This window comes from Novosphingobium sp., assembly GCF_027531025.1.
In the GTDB taxonomy this organism is placed as follows: Bacteria; Pseudomonadota; Alphaproteobacteria; order Sphingomonadales; family Sphingomonadaceae; genus Novosphingobium.
Window position 1 is genome coordinate 131,195 of the sequence record NZ_JAPZQX010000010.1, and the last position, 14,695, is coordinate 145,889.

Consider the following 14,695-nt stretch of genomic DNA (forward strand, 5'->3'; position numbering starts at 1 on the left):
GGGCGGTCCGTACAGGCGGGCCGCCCCTTTCGGTTCGGGCTGTCTGCAATCGTTGTTCGAATTGTGAGCCCTTCATCCCGCCAGCATGGCCCCTTGTCGAAAATCAGCCCCAATGCCGATCACGCAGCTTGCATTTGGGGCCGCAATTGCGCCATGCCCCACCCATCGGGTGGGGGCCTGTTTCTTGGAGTTCATTCTATGCGCCTGCTCTTGGCCACCACCTGCCTTGCTTCGCTTGCCCTCACCTCCGCTCCGGCGCTGGCGCAGACCCAGGCTGTTCCCGTGATGGGATCGGGCGTTCCCGCCACGACCGCGAAGAACAGCGCCGAACGGCCGATCGGCTTTGCCACCGCCGTGCCGGCCGATGCCGCGCTGGTCCTGCTGATGGCCGACAAGGCCGTTCCCGCCGATGCGCCGCTTTCGGCTGAAGAGCGCAAGGGGCTGGAAGCCGCGCTGAGCGCCGCCGGCTTTGCCGCCAAGGCCAATGAAACGGTCTCGCTGCGCGGGATCGGTGCGCGCCCGCGGATCATGGCGGTTGGCCTGGGCAAGGATGCGGGCAGCAAGGCGGTGATGGAAGCCGCCGGCAAGGCCGCGCAGGACCTGCGCGGGGAAAAGGCCCCGATCGCTATCGTCGGCGCGGGTAATGGCGCGCTGATGGCCGATGCCGCACTGGGCTATGCCCTGGGCCAGTACCGTTTCGATCGCTACAAGGTCACCACCGGCAGCGCGCCTTCGACCGCCCCGGTGACCATCGTCGGCGCTGAAGCGACCGCTGCCCAGGCCGCCTGGATCGGCCGCCATGCTGCCACCGCCGAAGCCGTGCGGTTCAGCCGCGACCTGTCGAACGAGCCGGCCAGCACGATCTATCCTGACAGCTTCATCGCCCGCACCCGCGAAGCCTTTGCCGGGGTGCCCGGTGTCTCGATCGAGGTGCTCGACGAAGCGGCGATGCGCAAGCTCAACATGGGTTCGATCCTGGGCGTCGGCCAGGGCAGCCCGCGCGGCTCGCGCCTGCTGCTGGTGACCTACAAGGGCAGCGAAGCCGCCCCGCTGGCCATGGTCGGCAAGGGCATCACCTTTGACAGCGGCGGGATCTCGATCAAGCCGGGCAATGGCATGTGGCGGATGAAGGGCGATATGTCGGGCGCGGCGGCCGTGGTCGGCGCGGCGCTGAGCCTGGCCAAGAGCAAGGCCCCGGTTCACGTGGTCGCCGTGGCCGCACTGGCCGAGAACATGCCCGATGGCAATGCCCAGCGCCCCGGCGACGTGGTCCGCACGATGAGCGGCAAGACCGCCGAGATCTTCAGCACCGACGCCGAAGGCCGGATGGTGCTGGTTGATGGCATCGAATATGTTGCCTCCACCCGCAAGCCGGCCGCGATCGTCGATGTCGCCACGCTGACCGGCGCCAAGGTGACCGCGCTGGGCGATGAATATGCCGGGCTGTTCGGCCGCCACGAAGGGCTGGTATCGGCTGTCCAGGCCGCTGGCGAGGCGACCGGCGAGGCCGTGTGGCGCCTGCCGCTGCACCCGAACTACGCCGATGACCTGAAGTCCGACGTGGCCGATATCAAGCACGGCACCGAAGGCGTGCCGCCGGGTGCGGGCCACGGCGCGCACTTCATCGGCTTCTTCATCGATCCGGCCACGCCTTGGGCGCACCTCGACATTGCCGGCAACGAAATGAGCGATGCGGCCAAGCCGCTGACCCCCAAGGGGGCGACCGGCTATGGCGTGCGTCTGCTGGACCAGTTGGCCCGCACCTGGAAGCCGTAAGCGACGCCATTGGGGCGGCCAGAAAGCGCCGCCCCGATCTTTTCTGGTCTCACCCTCTTGTGTTGCCGATAAGCAACACTACTTTCGGTGTCACAGGAGGGTGACACACCGATGAACCTCGAGAAATTTACCGACCGCGCCAAGGGTTTCCTGCAGAGCGCGCAGACCGTTGCGATCCGCCTCAACCACCAGCGGATCACCCCCGAACATATCCTGAAGGCCCTGCTGGAAGACAGCGAGGGCATGGCCACCGGGCTGATCCAGCGCGCTGGGGGCAATCCCGCGCTCGCCGTGGCCAAGGTGGACGAGGCGCTGGCCAAAATCCCTGCGGTTTCGGGCAGCGGCGCGCAATCGCCGCCGGGACTGGAAAACGATGCCGTCCGCCTGCTCGACCAGGCCGAACAGCTCGCCGCCAAAGCCGGGGACAGCTTCGTTTCGGTCCAGCGGATGCTCCAGGCGCTGGCGCTGGGCGCCACCAATCCGGCTGGCCAGGCGCTGAAGGCGGCGGGCGTCGATGCCGGCAAGCTCGAAGCCGCGATTCGGGAACTGACCGGCGGGCGCACGGCGGACAATGCCAGCGCCGAAAACGCCTATGAAGCGATGAAGAAATATGCCCGCGACCTCACGGAAGCGGCGCGCGACGGCAAGCTCGATCCGGTGATCGGCCGTGACGAGGAAATCCGCCGCACGGTGCAGATCCTCGCCCGCCGGACCAAGAACAACCCGGCGCTGATCGGTGAACCGGGTGTGGGCAAGACCGCGATTGCCGAGGGCCTCGCGCTGCGTATCGCCAATGGCGATGTGCCCGACAGCCTGAAGGACCGCCGGCTGATGGCGCTCGACATGGGCAGCCTGATTGCGGGCGCGAAGTATCGCGGCGAGTTCGAGGAGCGGCTCAAGGCCGTGCTTGACGAGGTGCGGGGCGCCGAGGGCGAGATCATCCTGTTCATCGACGAGATGCACACCCTGATCGGGGCGGGCAAGGGCGAGGGAGCGATGGACGCCTCCAACCTGCTGAAGCCGGCGCTGGCCCGCGGTGAGCTGCACTGCATCGGCGCGACCACGCTGGATGAATACCAGAAGTACGTCGAAAAGGACCCGGCGCTGCAGCGGCGGTTCCAGCCGGTCTTCGTGGGCGAGCCGACCGTGGAGGACACGATCTCGATCCTGCGCGGGATCAAGGACAAGTACGAATTGCACCACGGCGTGCGGATCGCCGATAACGCCATCGTTGCGGCGGCCACGTTGTCCAATCGCTACATTGCCGACCGCTTCCTGCCCGACAAGGCGATCGACCTGATGGACGAGGCTGCCAGCCGCATCCGCATGGAAGTGGAGAGCAAGCCCGAGGAAATCGAGGTGCTCGACCGGCGGATCATCCAGCTGAAGATCGAGGAGATGGCGCTCGCCAAGGAAACCGACCAGGCCAGCAAGGATCGCCTTGCCGCGCTGAAGGAGGAACTGGCCAACCTTGAGCAGCAATCGGCCGAACTGACCACCCGCTGGCAGAACGAGCGCGACAAGATCGCCGCCGAGGGCAAGATCAAGGAGCAGCTCGACGCTGCCCGGATCGAGCTGGACCAGGCCCAGCGCCAGGGTGACCTGGCCAAGGCGGGCGAGCTGTCATACGGTCGCATCCCCGAACTGGAAAAGCAGCTGGCCGAGGCCCAGGGCGTCTCCGAAAACGCCCTGCTGCGCGAGGAAGTGACCGCCGACGATATTGCCGCCGTGGTCAGCCGCTGGACCGGGGTGCCGGTCGACCGGATGATGGAAGGCGAGCGCGAGAAGCTGCTCAAGATGGAGCAGGTGATCGGCCAGCGCGTGATCGGCCAGCAGGATGCGGTAGTTGCTGTTTCCAAGGCCGTGCGCCGGGCGCGCGCTGGCTTGCAGGACCCGAACCGGCCGCTGGGCAGCTTCCTGTTCCTTGGCCCGACGGGCGTCGGCAAGACCGAGCTAACCAAGGCGCTGGCCGGGTTCCTGTTCGATGATGACACCGCGATGGTCCGCATCGACATGTCGGAGTTCATGGAAAAGCACTCCGTCGCCCGCCTGATCGGCGCGCCTCCGGGCTATGTCGGTTACGAGGAAGGCGGCGTGCTGACCGAGGCAGTGCGGCGGCGGCCCTATCAGGTCGTGCTGTTCGACGAGGTCGAGAAGGCCCACTCGGACGTGTTCAACGTGCTGCTGCAGGTGCTCGACGATGGCCGCCTGACCGATGGCCAGGGCCGCGTGGTGGACTTCACCAACACGCTGATCATCCTGACCAGCAACCTTGGCAGTCAGTACCTTGCCAACCTGGAGGACGGGCAGGATGTCGAGAGCGTTGAACCGCAGGTGATGGAAGTGGTGCGCGGGCATTTCCGCCCCGAATTCCTCAACCGGCTGGACGAGATCATTTTGTTCCACCGCCTCGGCGTGGAGCACATGGCGCCGATCGTGGAGATCCAGGTCGGCCGCGTGGCCAAGCTGCTCAAGGATCGCAAGATCGTGCTCGACCTGACCGACGCGGCCAAGCGCTGGCTGGGCCGGGTCGGCTACGATCCGGTCTATGGCGCGCGGCCACTGAAGCGGGCGGTGCAGCGCTACCTGCAGGATCCGCTGGCTGAAAAGCTGCTGGGCGGGGAAATCCCCGATGGCAGCACGGTGAAGATCGATGAAGGTGACGGCGCGTTGAGCATAGCCGTGGCATAGCGCCCGGCGCTGACCGGACGCTCATCGGGTAAAGGAAAAGGGCGGCGAGACCGAAGTCTCGCCGCCCTCTCTTTTGGTGCCTGTCGGGCCGAGCCTTAGAAGTTGGCGCGGAAACCGGCGTAGAACATCCGGCCGAAGGTGTCGTACGGATCGCCACCGGCGGTGCCAAGCAGGCCGAGCGGCGGCTTGACGTCGGTGAAGTTGTCGACACCGGCATAGAAGCTGAACTTCTTGTCGGCCAGTTGCACGTTCACGCGGAAGTTGTGGTACAGCACGCCCGGATAGAAGACCTGCGGGAACGCATCGAGGTTCTGCGGATCAAGCGTGGCGAGCGTGTTCGGGGTGCAGGTACGGCCGGTGTAACCGGTCGAGCCCGAGGTCGGGCAGAGCCCGATGTAGGGGTTCTGCGTTTCCCATGCACCGATGGTCTGCTTGCCGATGTAGCGCAGGCCATAGGTCACGTCGACCGGGCCGAAGTCATAGTTCAGGCTGAAGTTGGCGGCCCAGCTCGGGTCACCCAGTTCGTCCTTCACACGATCCGGCACTTCCGGGAAGAGCGGGTTGGTGAAGTTTTCACGCTTCAGCACGCGGGTGGCGATACCACGGAACGAGACCCGGTGACCGTTGTCGAAGGTCTTGCGATACGACAGGTCGATATCGATACCGTCAGCCTTCAGCGCGGCGAAGTTGATCCCGCCAGCGATGACCGACGGATCGCGGAAGAAGCCGGTGGCCGGATCGCGATTGACGGTGCCGCAGTACGGATTGGAAATCCCGCCCGCCGTGTCGTAGCACAGGTTGATGATCTGCTGGGCACCCAGCGACGCGATCACGCTTTCAACCTTGATCTTGTACCAGTCGATCGTGAGGTTGAGGCCCGGGATGAACCGCGGCTCGATCACCACGCCGAGCGTGAGGCTCTTGCCCTTTTCCGAGTTCAGCGTCGGGTTGCCGCCCTGGAGGAATGGCTGGCTGACCGACAACGCGGTGCAGTTACGCCACGGGGCGCCGACCGGAGCAGCAAACGCGGTTGCTGCGCAAGCCGCCGACGACGCAGCGTTGTGCGTGGTCGGCACACCGAAGGCGGCGCAGTTCGCGGCGCGGTTCGGGTTGGCGGTGAGGTTGTTGCTGTCGCAGGGGTCGGCGATGAAGGCGAAGCTCTGCGAACCGGCCGCGAACAGGTCGCCTGAGGTCGGCGCGCGGACCGACACGGCGTAAGCCGCACGGAAGCGGATGTCCTCGATCGGAGCCCAGATGCCGTCCACGTTCCAGGCCCAAACGGTGCCGGCGCGGGTGTTGTAGTCCGACACGCGGGCTGCGCCGCGAACCGACAGTTCCTTGGCGAACGGCAGGTCCTTCAGCAGCGGCAGGTCGAGTTCGCCGAAGGCTTCCTTCACGGTCACCTTGGGCGGGAGGAACGGAGCCAGCTTGTTGAGGAAGGTGGCGCCGCTGGCAACCAGCGGATCCCAGATGCTCGAAGCCGTGTCTTCGCGATATTCACCGCCGAGCACGAAGCCGATCGGACCACCCGGCAGCTCGAACAGCTGCGAGCTGTCACCCGAGACGCTGGCGAGGAAGTTCAGCGATTCGGCGCGTTCCTGGCGGATACCCGGCGAGTGGATGAAGTTCAGCGCCTGCGCGGAGTTCTTGCCAAAGCCGAACACGTTGAGCGGGATACAGTCGGGGCGCACGTTGGTGGTGGCGTTGACCGCGCAGATCACGCGCTGGCCTGCGCCGTTGGTGACGAAGTTCGTACCGCTGAAGCCGGCCGGGGCCAGGACCGCATTGGTAGCCAGCAGGAAGCCGTCGAGGTTGCCGTTGATATCGTACAGCCGCAGGTTGTTGGGGCTAAACACATCGGCTTCGAAGCGGCCATAGTTGACCGAAACTTCGTAGTTCCAGTCATCGTTGAAGGTGCCTTCGACCCCGCCGACGACCCGGAAGGTCTTGCGGTTGTGGTCTTCGTTACGGCCACCGAAGTCGACGTTGAAGCGCGACATGGTGAAGGTGGCGGCCGGCGTGGCGCAGCGGCCGTTGGCCTGCAGCACGGTGATGTTCTGCGCGGTCAGGAACGGGTTGCTGCAGCTCAGTTCGCTGATTGCGGCGAACTGGGCATTGGTCGTGGCGAAGAAGCCCTTTAGGCCGCCCTGCCAGAAGCTGGGCTGACCTTCGCCGAAGGCATCGACGTGGACATACTTGGCTTCGACGTAGGGACGGAAGGCGTCGCTCACATCGAAGTGCGCCAGGAAGTTGAATGCGAAGCGCTGCACTCTCGCGGCCATCACACCCGTGTTACGCAGGGTGGAACCATTCCCGCCAACCACGTTGCCGGTGAAGGTGCCCAGGAACTGGGTCGGATTGTCAACGAACAGGTTGCCGGCGTTGTCGAAACGCAGCGCTGCGCCGTTCGGCAGGGTGGTGATCGTGCCGGCATCGCTGATCGACTGGTTGCGGATGCCGCAGAGGAAGGCGTTGTCGGTGATCCCGTCGGTGCCGCCGGGTTCACCTGCGGTCGGCTCGACCGCGTTGAACTGGCAGCGTCCGGTGAGCGCGCCGGTCAGGTAGTCGCGGTCCGAGAAGTAGACCGCTTCGCTCTTGGCATATTCGGCCGAGATGGCGACGTTGCCGCGACCATCGGCGAAATTCTTGCCCCAGGTGCCGGACACGAAATAGTTGCCACGATCCGCGCGCGAGGTGATCGCGCCCTGGCCGCGCAGGGCGAGCCCTTCGAAGTTACGCTTGAGCACGAAGTTCACGACGCCGGCGACGGCATCCGAACCGTAAACGGCCGAGTTACCGCCGGTCACCACGTCGACGCGCTCGAGCAGGTCGACCGGGATGGTGTTGACGTCGACGGTGTAGCTACCCGGCTGCGAGGTGATGTGGCGCTTGCCGTTGACCAGCACCAGGGTACGCGGGGTACCGAGGCCACGCAGGTCGAGGATGTTGAGGCCGGCGGTGCCGATGAAGCGCGACGAGTTGCCGGCGCTGAAGGTCGAGCGGAGCGAAGGCAGGTCGTTCAGGGCATCACCCAGCGAGACGTTGCCCTGGTCGGTCAGTTCGGCGGCGGAAACCGAAGTCAGCGGAACGGGCGAGCTCAGCGTCGGGCGCGCGATGCGCGACCCCGTAACGATGATCTGGCTACCTTCGTCCGAATCGCACACGCCGTTGGCGTTTTCATCGGCGCATTCGGCAGCCTGCGGCGCTGCATCCTGCGCATAGGCCGGAGTGGCGACACCGACCACGCCCAGCATAGCAACCGCGATGGCGGCGCTTTCAAGGCTGGTCGCGCGATAGAGCGCGGACTTGCTCAAAAACTTCATGTGTTAGCCCCTTAATCCTCGCCCCGCTTGATGGCGGGGAAGTGCGACATTGGCGTTCTCCGCAAGAAGAATCACCATCCAGGCCCACGGGGAGCCAGACGAGCAGTACTAAGAAGAACTCGTACATCGTTGCAATTGCAAATCGGAAAAGACGACATTTCCGGGCTTCTTGTTGTCTTTTTACAACACGACCTTTAGGCGTGGTCGGGCCGCTGCCGCCCCGCCGAAGGCTGCGCTTGACGCTGCACGGACTGCGCCTTAATCGATCGGTTAAACGGCTTCCGGAATGAAAAGGAATCGAAATCATGGCGACAGCCTATATCGTTGATGCAGTGCGCACGGCCGGTGGCCGCCGCGGGGGCAAGCTGGCCGGAGTCCATCCGGTCGATCTCGCCGCCGCCTCGCTCGATCACCTGGTCGGCAAGACCGGGATCGATCCCAACGCCGTGGACGATGTGGTGATGGGCTGCGTCAGCCAGGCCGGGCAGCAGGCGATGCAGGTCGGCCGTAATGCCGTGCTGGCCTCCAAGCTGCTGCCGCAATCGACCCCCGCGGTTACGATCGACCGCCAGTGCGGTTCCTCGCAGCAGGCGATCCAGTTTGCCGCCCAGGCGGTGATGAGCGGCATCCAGGACGTGGTGATCGCAGCCGGGATCGAAAGCATGACCCGCGTGCCGATGGGTTCCAACGCCAGCTTCCACATGAAGGAAGGTCTGGGCCACTACAAGTCGCCCGGGCTCGAGGCGAAGTATCCCGGCGTCATGTTCAGCCAGTTCATTGGCGCGGAAATGATCGTCAAGAAGCATGGCTTCTCGAAGGATGACCTCGACCGGTTCGGCCTCTCCAGCCACCAGAAGGCGATTGCCGCGACCAATGCCGGGGCCTTCAAGGACGAGATTGTGCCGATCGAGATAGAAACGGCGGACGGCATGGCCTGGCACACGGTCGATGAAGGCATCCGCTTCGATGCCACGCTGGAAGGCATCGCCGGGGTCAAGTTGATCAGCGAAGGCGGTTCGCTGACCGCCGCGACCTCGAGCCAGATCTGCGATGGTTCGTCGGCGGCGCTGGTCGTTTCTGAAGCGGCGCTCAAGCGCTACAACCTGACCCCGCTGGCCCGGATCCACACCCTGACCGTGACCGCCGGCGATCCGGTGATCATGCTGGAAGAACCGCTGTTCGCCACCGACAAGGCGCTGGCCAAGGCCGGCCTGTCGATCAACGACATCGACCTTTACGAAGTGAACGAGGCCTTTGCCTCGGTGCCGATGGCCTGGCTGAAGCATACCGGCGCCGATCCGGACAAGCTCAACGTCAATGGCGGGGCGATCGCGCTGGGCCACCCGCTGGGCGCCTCGGGCACCAAGCTGATGGCCACGCTGCTCCATGCGCTCAAGGCGCGCGGCAAGAAGTATGGTCTGCAGACGATGTGCGAAGGCGGCGGCGTCGCCAATGTCACCATCGTTGAAATGTGCTGATTTTTGAACGGAGTATCCTGAAATGAAACTCGACAACACTGTTGCCGCCGTGGTTACCGGCGGCGCTTCGGGCCTCGGTGCCGCCACGGCCCGCGCGCTCGCCGCCAAGGGCGTGAAGGTCGCCATCTTCGACCTTCAGGCCGAAAAGGGCGAGACCATGGCAGCCGAGATCGGCGGCGTGTTCTGCGAAGTCAACGTCATGGACGATGCCAGCGTCGATGCCGGTTTCGCCAAGGCCCGCGCCGCCCACGGGCAGGAGCGGATCCTGGTCAACTGCGCCGGTACCGGCAACGCGATCAAGACAGCCAGCCGCAGCAAGGAAGATGGCTCGGTCAAGCACTTCCCGCTCGATGCCTTCAACTGGATCATCCAGATCAACCTGGTCGGCACCTTCCGCTGCATCGCCAAGTCGGCGGCGGGCATGATGACCCTCGATCCGCAGGAAGACGGCGATCGCGGCGCGATCGTGAACACCGCTTCGGTTGCGGCTGAAGACGGCCAGATCGGCCAGGCGGCCTATTCGGCGTCGAAGGCGGGCGTCGTCGGCATGACCCTGCCGATCGCGCGCGACCTGTCGAGCGAAGGCATCCGCGTCAACACCATCCTGCCGGGCATCTTCAACACCCCGCTGCTGGCCGCCGCGCCGCAGCCGGTGAAGGACGCGCTGGGTGCCTCGGTGCCCTATCCCAAGCGCCTGGGCGATCCGGTGGAATATGCCAACCTTGCCATGTGCATGATCGAGAACGGCTATTTCAACGGCGAGGACGTGCGCCTCGACGGTGCCATCCGCATGGCGCCGCGCTGAGTAAAGCAAGACATGTGCAGGGAGCGCCCGTCGCGGCGCTCCCGCATTAACCGGGAGACTTGGGCATGGGTTATTCGCAGATCGATCTTCACATTGGCGAAGGGATCGCCACGCTCACGCTCAACCGCCCGGAAAAGATGAATGCCTTTACCGGCACGATGATGAACGAGATCATCGATGCCATGGACCGTACCGACGCCGACGACAGCGTGCGGGCGGTGATTTTCACCGGGGCCGGCGATCGGGCATTCTGCGCCGGGGCTGACCTGACCCCGGAAGATGGCCGCGCGGTCTTTGCCGATTCCGCACCGGTTGAAAGCCTGTCCGATCCGCGCGTGCGCGACGGCGGCGGCTTGCTGACCCTGCGCCTCTACCAGTCGAAAAAGCCGCTGATCTCCGCCTGCAACGGCGCGGCGGTGGGCGTGGGCGTGACCATGCAGCTGCCGATGGATATCCGCCTGGCGAGCGAGAACGCCCGCTATGGCTTCGTCTTCGCCCGCCGCGGGATCGTGCCCGAAGCCTGCTCCAGCTGGTTCCTGCCCAAGATCGTGGGGATCAACCAGGCGCTGGAATGGTGCATGACGGGCCGCATCTTCGGGGCCGAGGAAGCGCTGAAGGGCGGGCTGATCCGCTCGATCCACGCGCCGGGCGAGCTTGTTGATGCCGCGCGCGGCCTGGCCCGCGAGATCGCCGACAACACCTCGGCCGTGTCGGTCGCCATGACCCGCGCGATGCTCTGGCGGATCCCCTCGGGCGATCACCCGATGGAAGCCCACAAGGTCGACAGCCGCGCGATCTATCGCCTGTCCAAGGGGCTGGACGCGAAGGAAGGTGTGCAAAGCTTCCTCGAGAAGCGGCCCCCGGCCTTCCCCGCGAAGGTTTCGAGCGATATGCCTGACTTTTATCCGTGGTGGGGAGAGGAGCCGCCCTTCGCATGAGTTCGAAGCCGCTTGCCGCCGAAGCCGATGCGCCCCCCGGTGCGCGCGAACTGCTGCTGCAAACCGCGTCGGACATCATGCGCGAAGGGGATATCGTCGATATCTCGCTCTCCGAACTGTCGCTGCGTTCGGGGCTGAACTCGGCCCTGGTGAAGTACTACTTCGGCAACAAGGCCGGGCTGATGAAGGCCCTGCTTGACCGCGACATGGAAGACATCGTCCATGCGGTCGACGCGCTGATGGCCAAGGACATGAGCCCCGAGGCGCGGCTGCGTCGCCACATCGGGGCCATGGTCGATACCTATTTCAAGACCCCCTATCTCAACCGGCTGCTGATGCGGCTGGTGCGCGAAAGCGATGCCGAGGAAGCCCAGCGGATCGCCGATTCCCACCTGCTGCCGCTCCACCGCGCCTATGACCGGCTGATCCGCGAAGGGGTGAAGGCGGGCGTGTTCCGCGATGTCGACCCGCAGCTGTTCTATTTCACTGCGACCGGCGCGGCCGATCGGTTCTTTTCCGCGCGGCTGGTGCTGAAGCACTGCTTCGACCGCGACACCCTGACCGAGGAACTGCGCGATCGCTATCGCGATCACTGCATCGACTTCATCATGGCCGGCATCCTCGCGCACAACTGACGGGAAGGCCCCCATGGACGGGCAGTGGCATATCGGGGTGATCGGTGGCTCGGGCCTGGCGGCGGGCGTGGGGATTGAACAGGCCCAGGAAATCCCGGTCGAAAGCCCGTTCGGCGATGCTTCCGCCCCGGTCACCACCGGCACGATCGGCGGGGTGCGCGTCACTTTCCTGCCGCGCCATGGGATCGGCCACGCGATCCCGCCGAACATGGTCAATTACCGCGCCAATATCGACGTGCTGAAGCGCTGCGGCGTGACCGATGTGATTGCGCTTTCGGCGATCGGTTCGCTCAATCAGGCAATGGCTCCCGGCCACCTGGTGGCGGTCGACCAGTTGATCGACCGCACGGTCAGCCGCCCGGCCAGTTTCTTCGGCCCCGGTCTCGTCGCCCATGTCAGCCTGGCCGATCCGGTCTGCCCGCGCCTAGCCGCCGGACTGGCCGATGCGGCCGAGGCGGAGGAGGCCAGGGTCCATCGCGGTGGCTGCTACCTCGCCATGGAAGGCCCGCAGTTTTCGACCCGCGCGGAAAGCCGCCTCTATCGCCAGTGGGGCGGGGACGTGATCGGGATGACCGCGATACCCGAAGCCCGCCTCGCGCGGGAGGCCGAGCTGCCCTATGCCCTGCTTGGCATGGTCACCGATTACGACAGCTGGCGCGAAACCGAGGCGGGGGTCGAGGCCAGCGAAGTGCTCGAGGTGATGCGCGCCAATGTCGCGCTGGCCCAGCGGGTGCTGCGCCGGTTCCTGGCCAGCCTGCCCCGGCGGCGCAGTTCCAGCCCGATCGACACCGCGCTCGAACACGCGATCATGACCGCCCCGGCCCAGCGCGATCCGGTGCTGGTGGCGAAGCTGGGCGCCGTGGCGGGAAGGGTACTGCAATGAGCGAGCTGGTGCTGCACGATTACTGGCGCTCGTCGGCATCCTATCGGGTGCGGATCGCGCTCAGCCTCAAAGGCCTGTCATGGACCTCGCACCAGGTCGACCTCGTGACCGGTGAGCAGTCCGGGGAAGACCACCGGGCCCGCAACCCGCTGGGCCTGGTGCCGGTGCTGGAAGTCGATGGCGAGGCCATCGCCCAGTCGCTGGCGATCATTGACTATCTCGACGCGCGCTGGCCCGAACCGCGTTTGCTGCCGGCCGATCCGCTGGCGCGGGCGCTGGTACTGGGCCGGGCCATGACGATCATTTCCGAAATCCACCCGCTGCAGAACCTGCGCGTGCTAAATTACCTGCGCGGGCCGCTGGGCCAGGACGAGGCCGGGGTGACGGCCTGGCTGCACCGCTGGCTGGGGCAGGGGCTGGCCGCGCTTGAGGCTGTCGCTCCAGAACACGGCCTGTTTGGCGGGGCGGAGCCGAACCTGATCGATGTCTGCCTGGTCCCGCAGATGTACAGCGCCCGCCGCTTCGCCCTGCCGCTCGAGCCGCTGCCCCGGCTGGTGCGGATCGACGAGGCGCTGCGCGCCCGGCCCGATTTCGCCGCCGCCGCGCCGGAAGCGGTCAAACCGGCGTAACTGTGCTTGGCCTGACAAACCGGTTGCACTAGAAACCGATTCGATGGCCCAGAACCTTTCCCGGCTGGCAGATTTCCTGCCCTACCTGATGTCGGTCACGACCAATGCGGTCAGCGACATGATCGCCGGGGAATATCGCGCGCGCTTTGGCCTGAAGATCCCCGAATGGCGGGTCATGGCGGTACTGGGCGATGCCGGGGCGCAGACCCAGCGAATGCTGGTGGGCGCAACCCGGATGGACAAGGTGGCGGTCAACCGGGCCTGCAAGGTGCTGGAAGAGCGCGGGCTGGTGGGGCGCAGCCCCAATTCGGCCGATGGCCGATCGCATCACATCGAACTGACCACGGCGGGCCACGCCGTTCATGCCGAGATCATGCCGCTGGCGCTCGACATGGAAAAGCGCATCTTCGCCTCGCTGTCCGCCGCCGAAGTGGCGCAACTGAAAGACCTGCTGGCGCGGATCAATGCGCGGGTAAACGAACTCGAACAGGCGTGATCAGCGCCGGAATGGAGCATTCACGATGAAGCTAGCCAGCCTTCCCGGAGGGCGCGACGGTCGCCTGGTGGTGGTGAGCCGGGACCTCGCCTGGTATGCCGAGGCCGGCCATGTCTGCCCGACGCTGCAGGCCGCGCTGGATGACTGGGATCGGCACGAGCCAGTGCTGCGCGCGCTGGCGCAGGAACTGGAATATGGCGCGATCCCGCGCGAACGGTTCCATGAACGCGAAGCCCTGGCGCCGCTGCCGCGCGCTTACCAGTGGGCCGATGGTTCGGCCTACGTCAATCACGTCGAACTGGTGCGCAAGGCGCGCGGGGCGGTGCTGCCTGACAGCTTCTGGCACGATCCGCTGATGTACCAGGGCGGCAGCGACGATCTGCGTGGACCCCGCGCACCGATCACCCTAGCCGACGAGGCCTGGGGCTGCGACATGGAGGCCGAGATCTGCGTGGTGACCGGCGACGTGCCGCAGGGCGTGACCCCGGCGGCTGCGCTCGATCACATTCGTCTGGTCGGGCTGGTCAACGACGTATCGCTGCGCAACCTGATCCCGGACGAGCTTGCCAAGGGCTTTGGCTTTGTCCAGTCGAAGCCGGCCAGCCATTTCTCGCCGGTCTTGGTCACCCCTGACGAACTGGGCGAGGCCTGGGCGGGTGGCCGCCTCAACCTGGTGCTCAGTGTCGATCTCAACGGTGAGCCGTTCGGCCGGGCCGAGGCGGGCGAGGAATGCACCTTCGATTTCGGCACGCTGATCGCGCACCTGGCCAAGACCCGCCGGGTGATGGCCGGTTCGATCATCGGTTCGGGTACCGTTTCCAACCGTGATCCCGATGGTTCGCCGGGCCGCCCCTGCAAGAATGGCGGGCGCGGCTATTCGTGCATTGCCGAACAGCGGATGATCGAAACGATTGCCACCGGCGCGCCGGTCACCCCGTTCCTGCACCACGGCGATACCGTGCGGATCGAGATGCGCGACCGGGCCGGGCATTCGGTGTTCGGCGCGATCGAGCACAGCGTGGTGCCAGCCTGAACGCGAAG

General features: G+C 65.7%; 11 protein-coding genes. 10 read left to right on the forward strand and 1 reads right to left on the reverse strand.

The features are described from left to right. The first annotated feature begins 198 nt into the window (after window positions 1-198). Together O9281_RS14320 and clpB are read left to right on the forward strand one after the other, a co-directional pair. On the forward strand, window positions 199-1,776 hold the full coding sequence (locus O9281_RS14320; RefSeq protein WP_298187193.1) for a M17 family metallopeptidase: 1,578 nt from the start codon (window positions 199-201) through the stop codon (window positions 1,774-1,776). Window positions 1,777-1,887: 111 nt separating this feature from the next. Then, window positions 1,888-4,467 (forward strand): ATP-dependent chaperone ClpB, encoded by a 2,580-nt coding sequence (gene clpB / locus O9281_RS14325; protein ID WP_298187196.1) that lies wholly within the window; start codon window positions 1,888-1,890, stop codon window positions 4,465-4,467. 95 nt (window positions 4,468-4,562) lie between these two features. Here the strand turns inward: clpB and O9281_RS14330 are convergent, their stop codons facing one another. Then, window positions 4,563-7,790: a TonB-dependent receptor gene (locus O9281_RS14330; RefSeq protein ID WP_298187199.1), complete on the reverse strand. Its 3,228-nt coding sequence runs from the start codon at window positions 7,788-7,790 to the stop codon at window positions 4,563-4,565. A 305-nt stretch (window positions 7,791-8,095) separates the two neighbouring features. On the opposite strand from O9281_RS14330, the gene O9281_RS14335 reads away from it, so the two are divergent. The 8 genes from O9281_RS14335 (at window position 8,096) to O9281_RS14370 (ending at window position 14,687) form a co-directional block, all read left to right on the forward strand. Next, window positions 8,096-9,268, forward strand: coding sequence for an acetyl-CoA C-acetyltransferase (locus O9281_RS14335; RefSeq protein ID WP_298187202.1), 1,173 nt, complete (start codon window positions 8,096-8,098; stop codon window positions 9,266-9,268). 22 nt (window positions 9,269-9,290) lie between these two features. Further along, window positions 9,291-10,073 carry an SDR family NAD(P)-dependent oxidoreductase gene (locus O9281_RS14340; RefSeq protein ID WP_298187204.1) on the forward strand — a complete coding sequence of 261 codons (783 nt, stop codon included), beginning with the start codon at window positions 9,291-9,293 and terminating at the stop codon, window positions 10,071-10,073. 65 nt (window positions 10,074-10,138) lie between these two features. Next, the gene (locus tag O9281_RS14345) at window positions 10,139-11,011 is read left to right on the forward strand and encodes a crotonase/enoyl-CoA hydratase family protein (protein WP_298187206.1); all 873 of its coding nucleotides are present in this window, start codon (window positions 10,139-10,141) and stop codon (window positions 11,009-11,011) included. Then, the gene (locus tag O9281_RS14350) at window positions 11,008-11,646 is read left to right on the forward strand and encodes a TetR family transcriptional regulator (RefSeq protein WP_298187209.1); all 639 of its coding nucleotides are present in this window, start codon (window positions 11,008-11,010) and stop codon (window positions 11,644-11,646) included. Before O9281_RS14345 ends, O9281_RS14350 begins: the two co-directional genes overlap by 4 nt. A gap of 13 nt (window positions 11,647-11,659) precedes the next feature. Next, window positions 11,660-12,529: an S-methyl-5'-thioadenosine phosphorylase gene (mtnP, locus tag O9281_RS14355; RefSeq protein WP_298187211.1), complete on the forward strand. Its 870-nt coding sequence runs from the start codon at window positions 11,660-11,662 to the stop codon at window positions 12,527-12,529. Continuing rightward, a complete protein-coding gene (gene maiA / locus O9281_RS14360; RefSeq protein WP_298187213.1) occupies window positions 12,526-13,158 on the forward strand; it encodes a maleylacetoacetate isomerase in 633 nt (210 codons plus the stop codon). The genes mtnP and maiA overlap by 4 nt, the downstream gene beginning before the upstream one ends. Before the next feature lie 43 nt (window positions 13,159-13,201). Then, complete coding sequence (locus O9281_RS14365; protein WP_298187215.1) at window positions 13,202-13,654, forward strand: MarR family winged helix-turn-helix transcriptional regulator; 453 nt, start codon at window positions 13,202-13,204, stop codon at window positions 13,652-13,654. 25 nt (window positions 13,655-13,679) lie between these two features. Beyond that, window positions 13,680-14,687 (forward strand): fumarylacetoacetate hydrolase family protein, encoded by a 1,008-nt coding sequence (locus O9281_RS14370; protein WP_298187217.1) that lies wholly within the window; start codon window positions 13,680-13,682, stop codon window positions 14,685-14,687. Window positions 14,688-14,695: the final 8 nt, after the last annotated feature.

Bases quoted from the DNA above. Each gene is read 5' to 3' on its own strand.
- O9281_RS14320 (WP_298187193.1), top strand. From the start codon at position 199: ATGCGCCTGCTCTTGGCCACCACCTGCCTTGCTTCGCTTGCCCTCACC.
- clpB (WP_298187196.1), top strand. From the start codon at position 1,888: ATGAACCTCGAGAAATTTACCGACCGCGCCAAGGGTTTCCTGCAGAGC.
- O9281_RS14330 (WP_298187199.1), bottom strand. From the start codon at position 7,790: ATGAAGTTTTTGAGCAAGTCCGCGCTCTATCGCGCGACCAGCCTTGAA.
- O9281_RS14335 (WP_298187202.1), top strand. From the start codon at position 8,096: ATGGCGACAGCCTATATCGTTGATGCAGTGCGCACGGCCGGTGGCCGC.
- O9281_RS14340 (WP_298187204.1), top strand. From the start codon at position 9,291: ATGAAACTCGACAACACTGTTGCCGCCGTGGTTACCGGCGGCGCTTCG.
- O9281_RS14345 (WP_298187206.1), top strand. From the start codon at position 10,139: ATGGGTTATTCGCAGATCGATCTTCACATTGGCGAAGGGATCGCCACG.
- O9281_RS14350 (WP_298187209.1), top strand. From the start codon at position 11,008: ATGAGTTCGAAGCCGCTTGCCGCCGAAGCCGATGCGCCCCCCGGTGCG.
- mtnP (WP_298187211.1), top strand. From the start codon at position 11,660: ATGGACGGGCAGTGGCATATCGGGGTGATCGGTGGCTCGGGCCTGGCG.
- maiA (WP_298187213.1), top strand. From the start codon at position 12,526: ATGAGCGAGCTGGTGCTGCACGATTACTGGCGCTCGTCGGCATCCTAT.
- O9281_RS14365 (WP_298187215.1), top strand. From the start codon at position 13,202: ATGGCCCAGAACCTTTCCCGGCTGGCAGATTTCCTGCCCTACCTGATG.
- O9281_RS14370 (WP_298187217.1), top strand. From the start codon at position 13,680: ATGAAGCTAGCCAGCCTTCCCGGAGGGCGCGACGGTCGCCTGGTGGTG.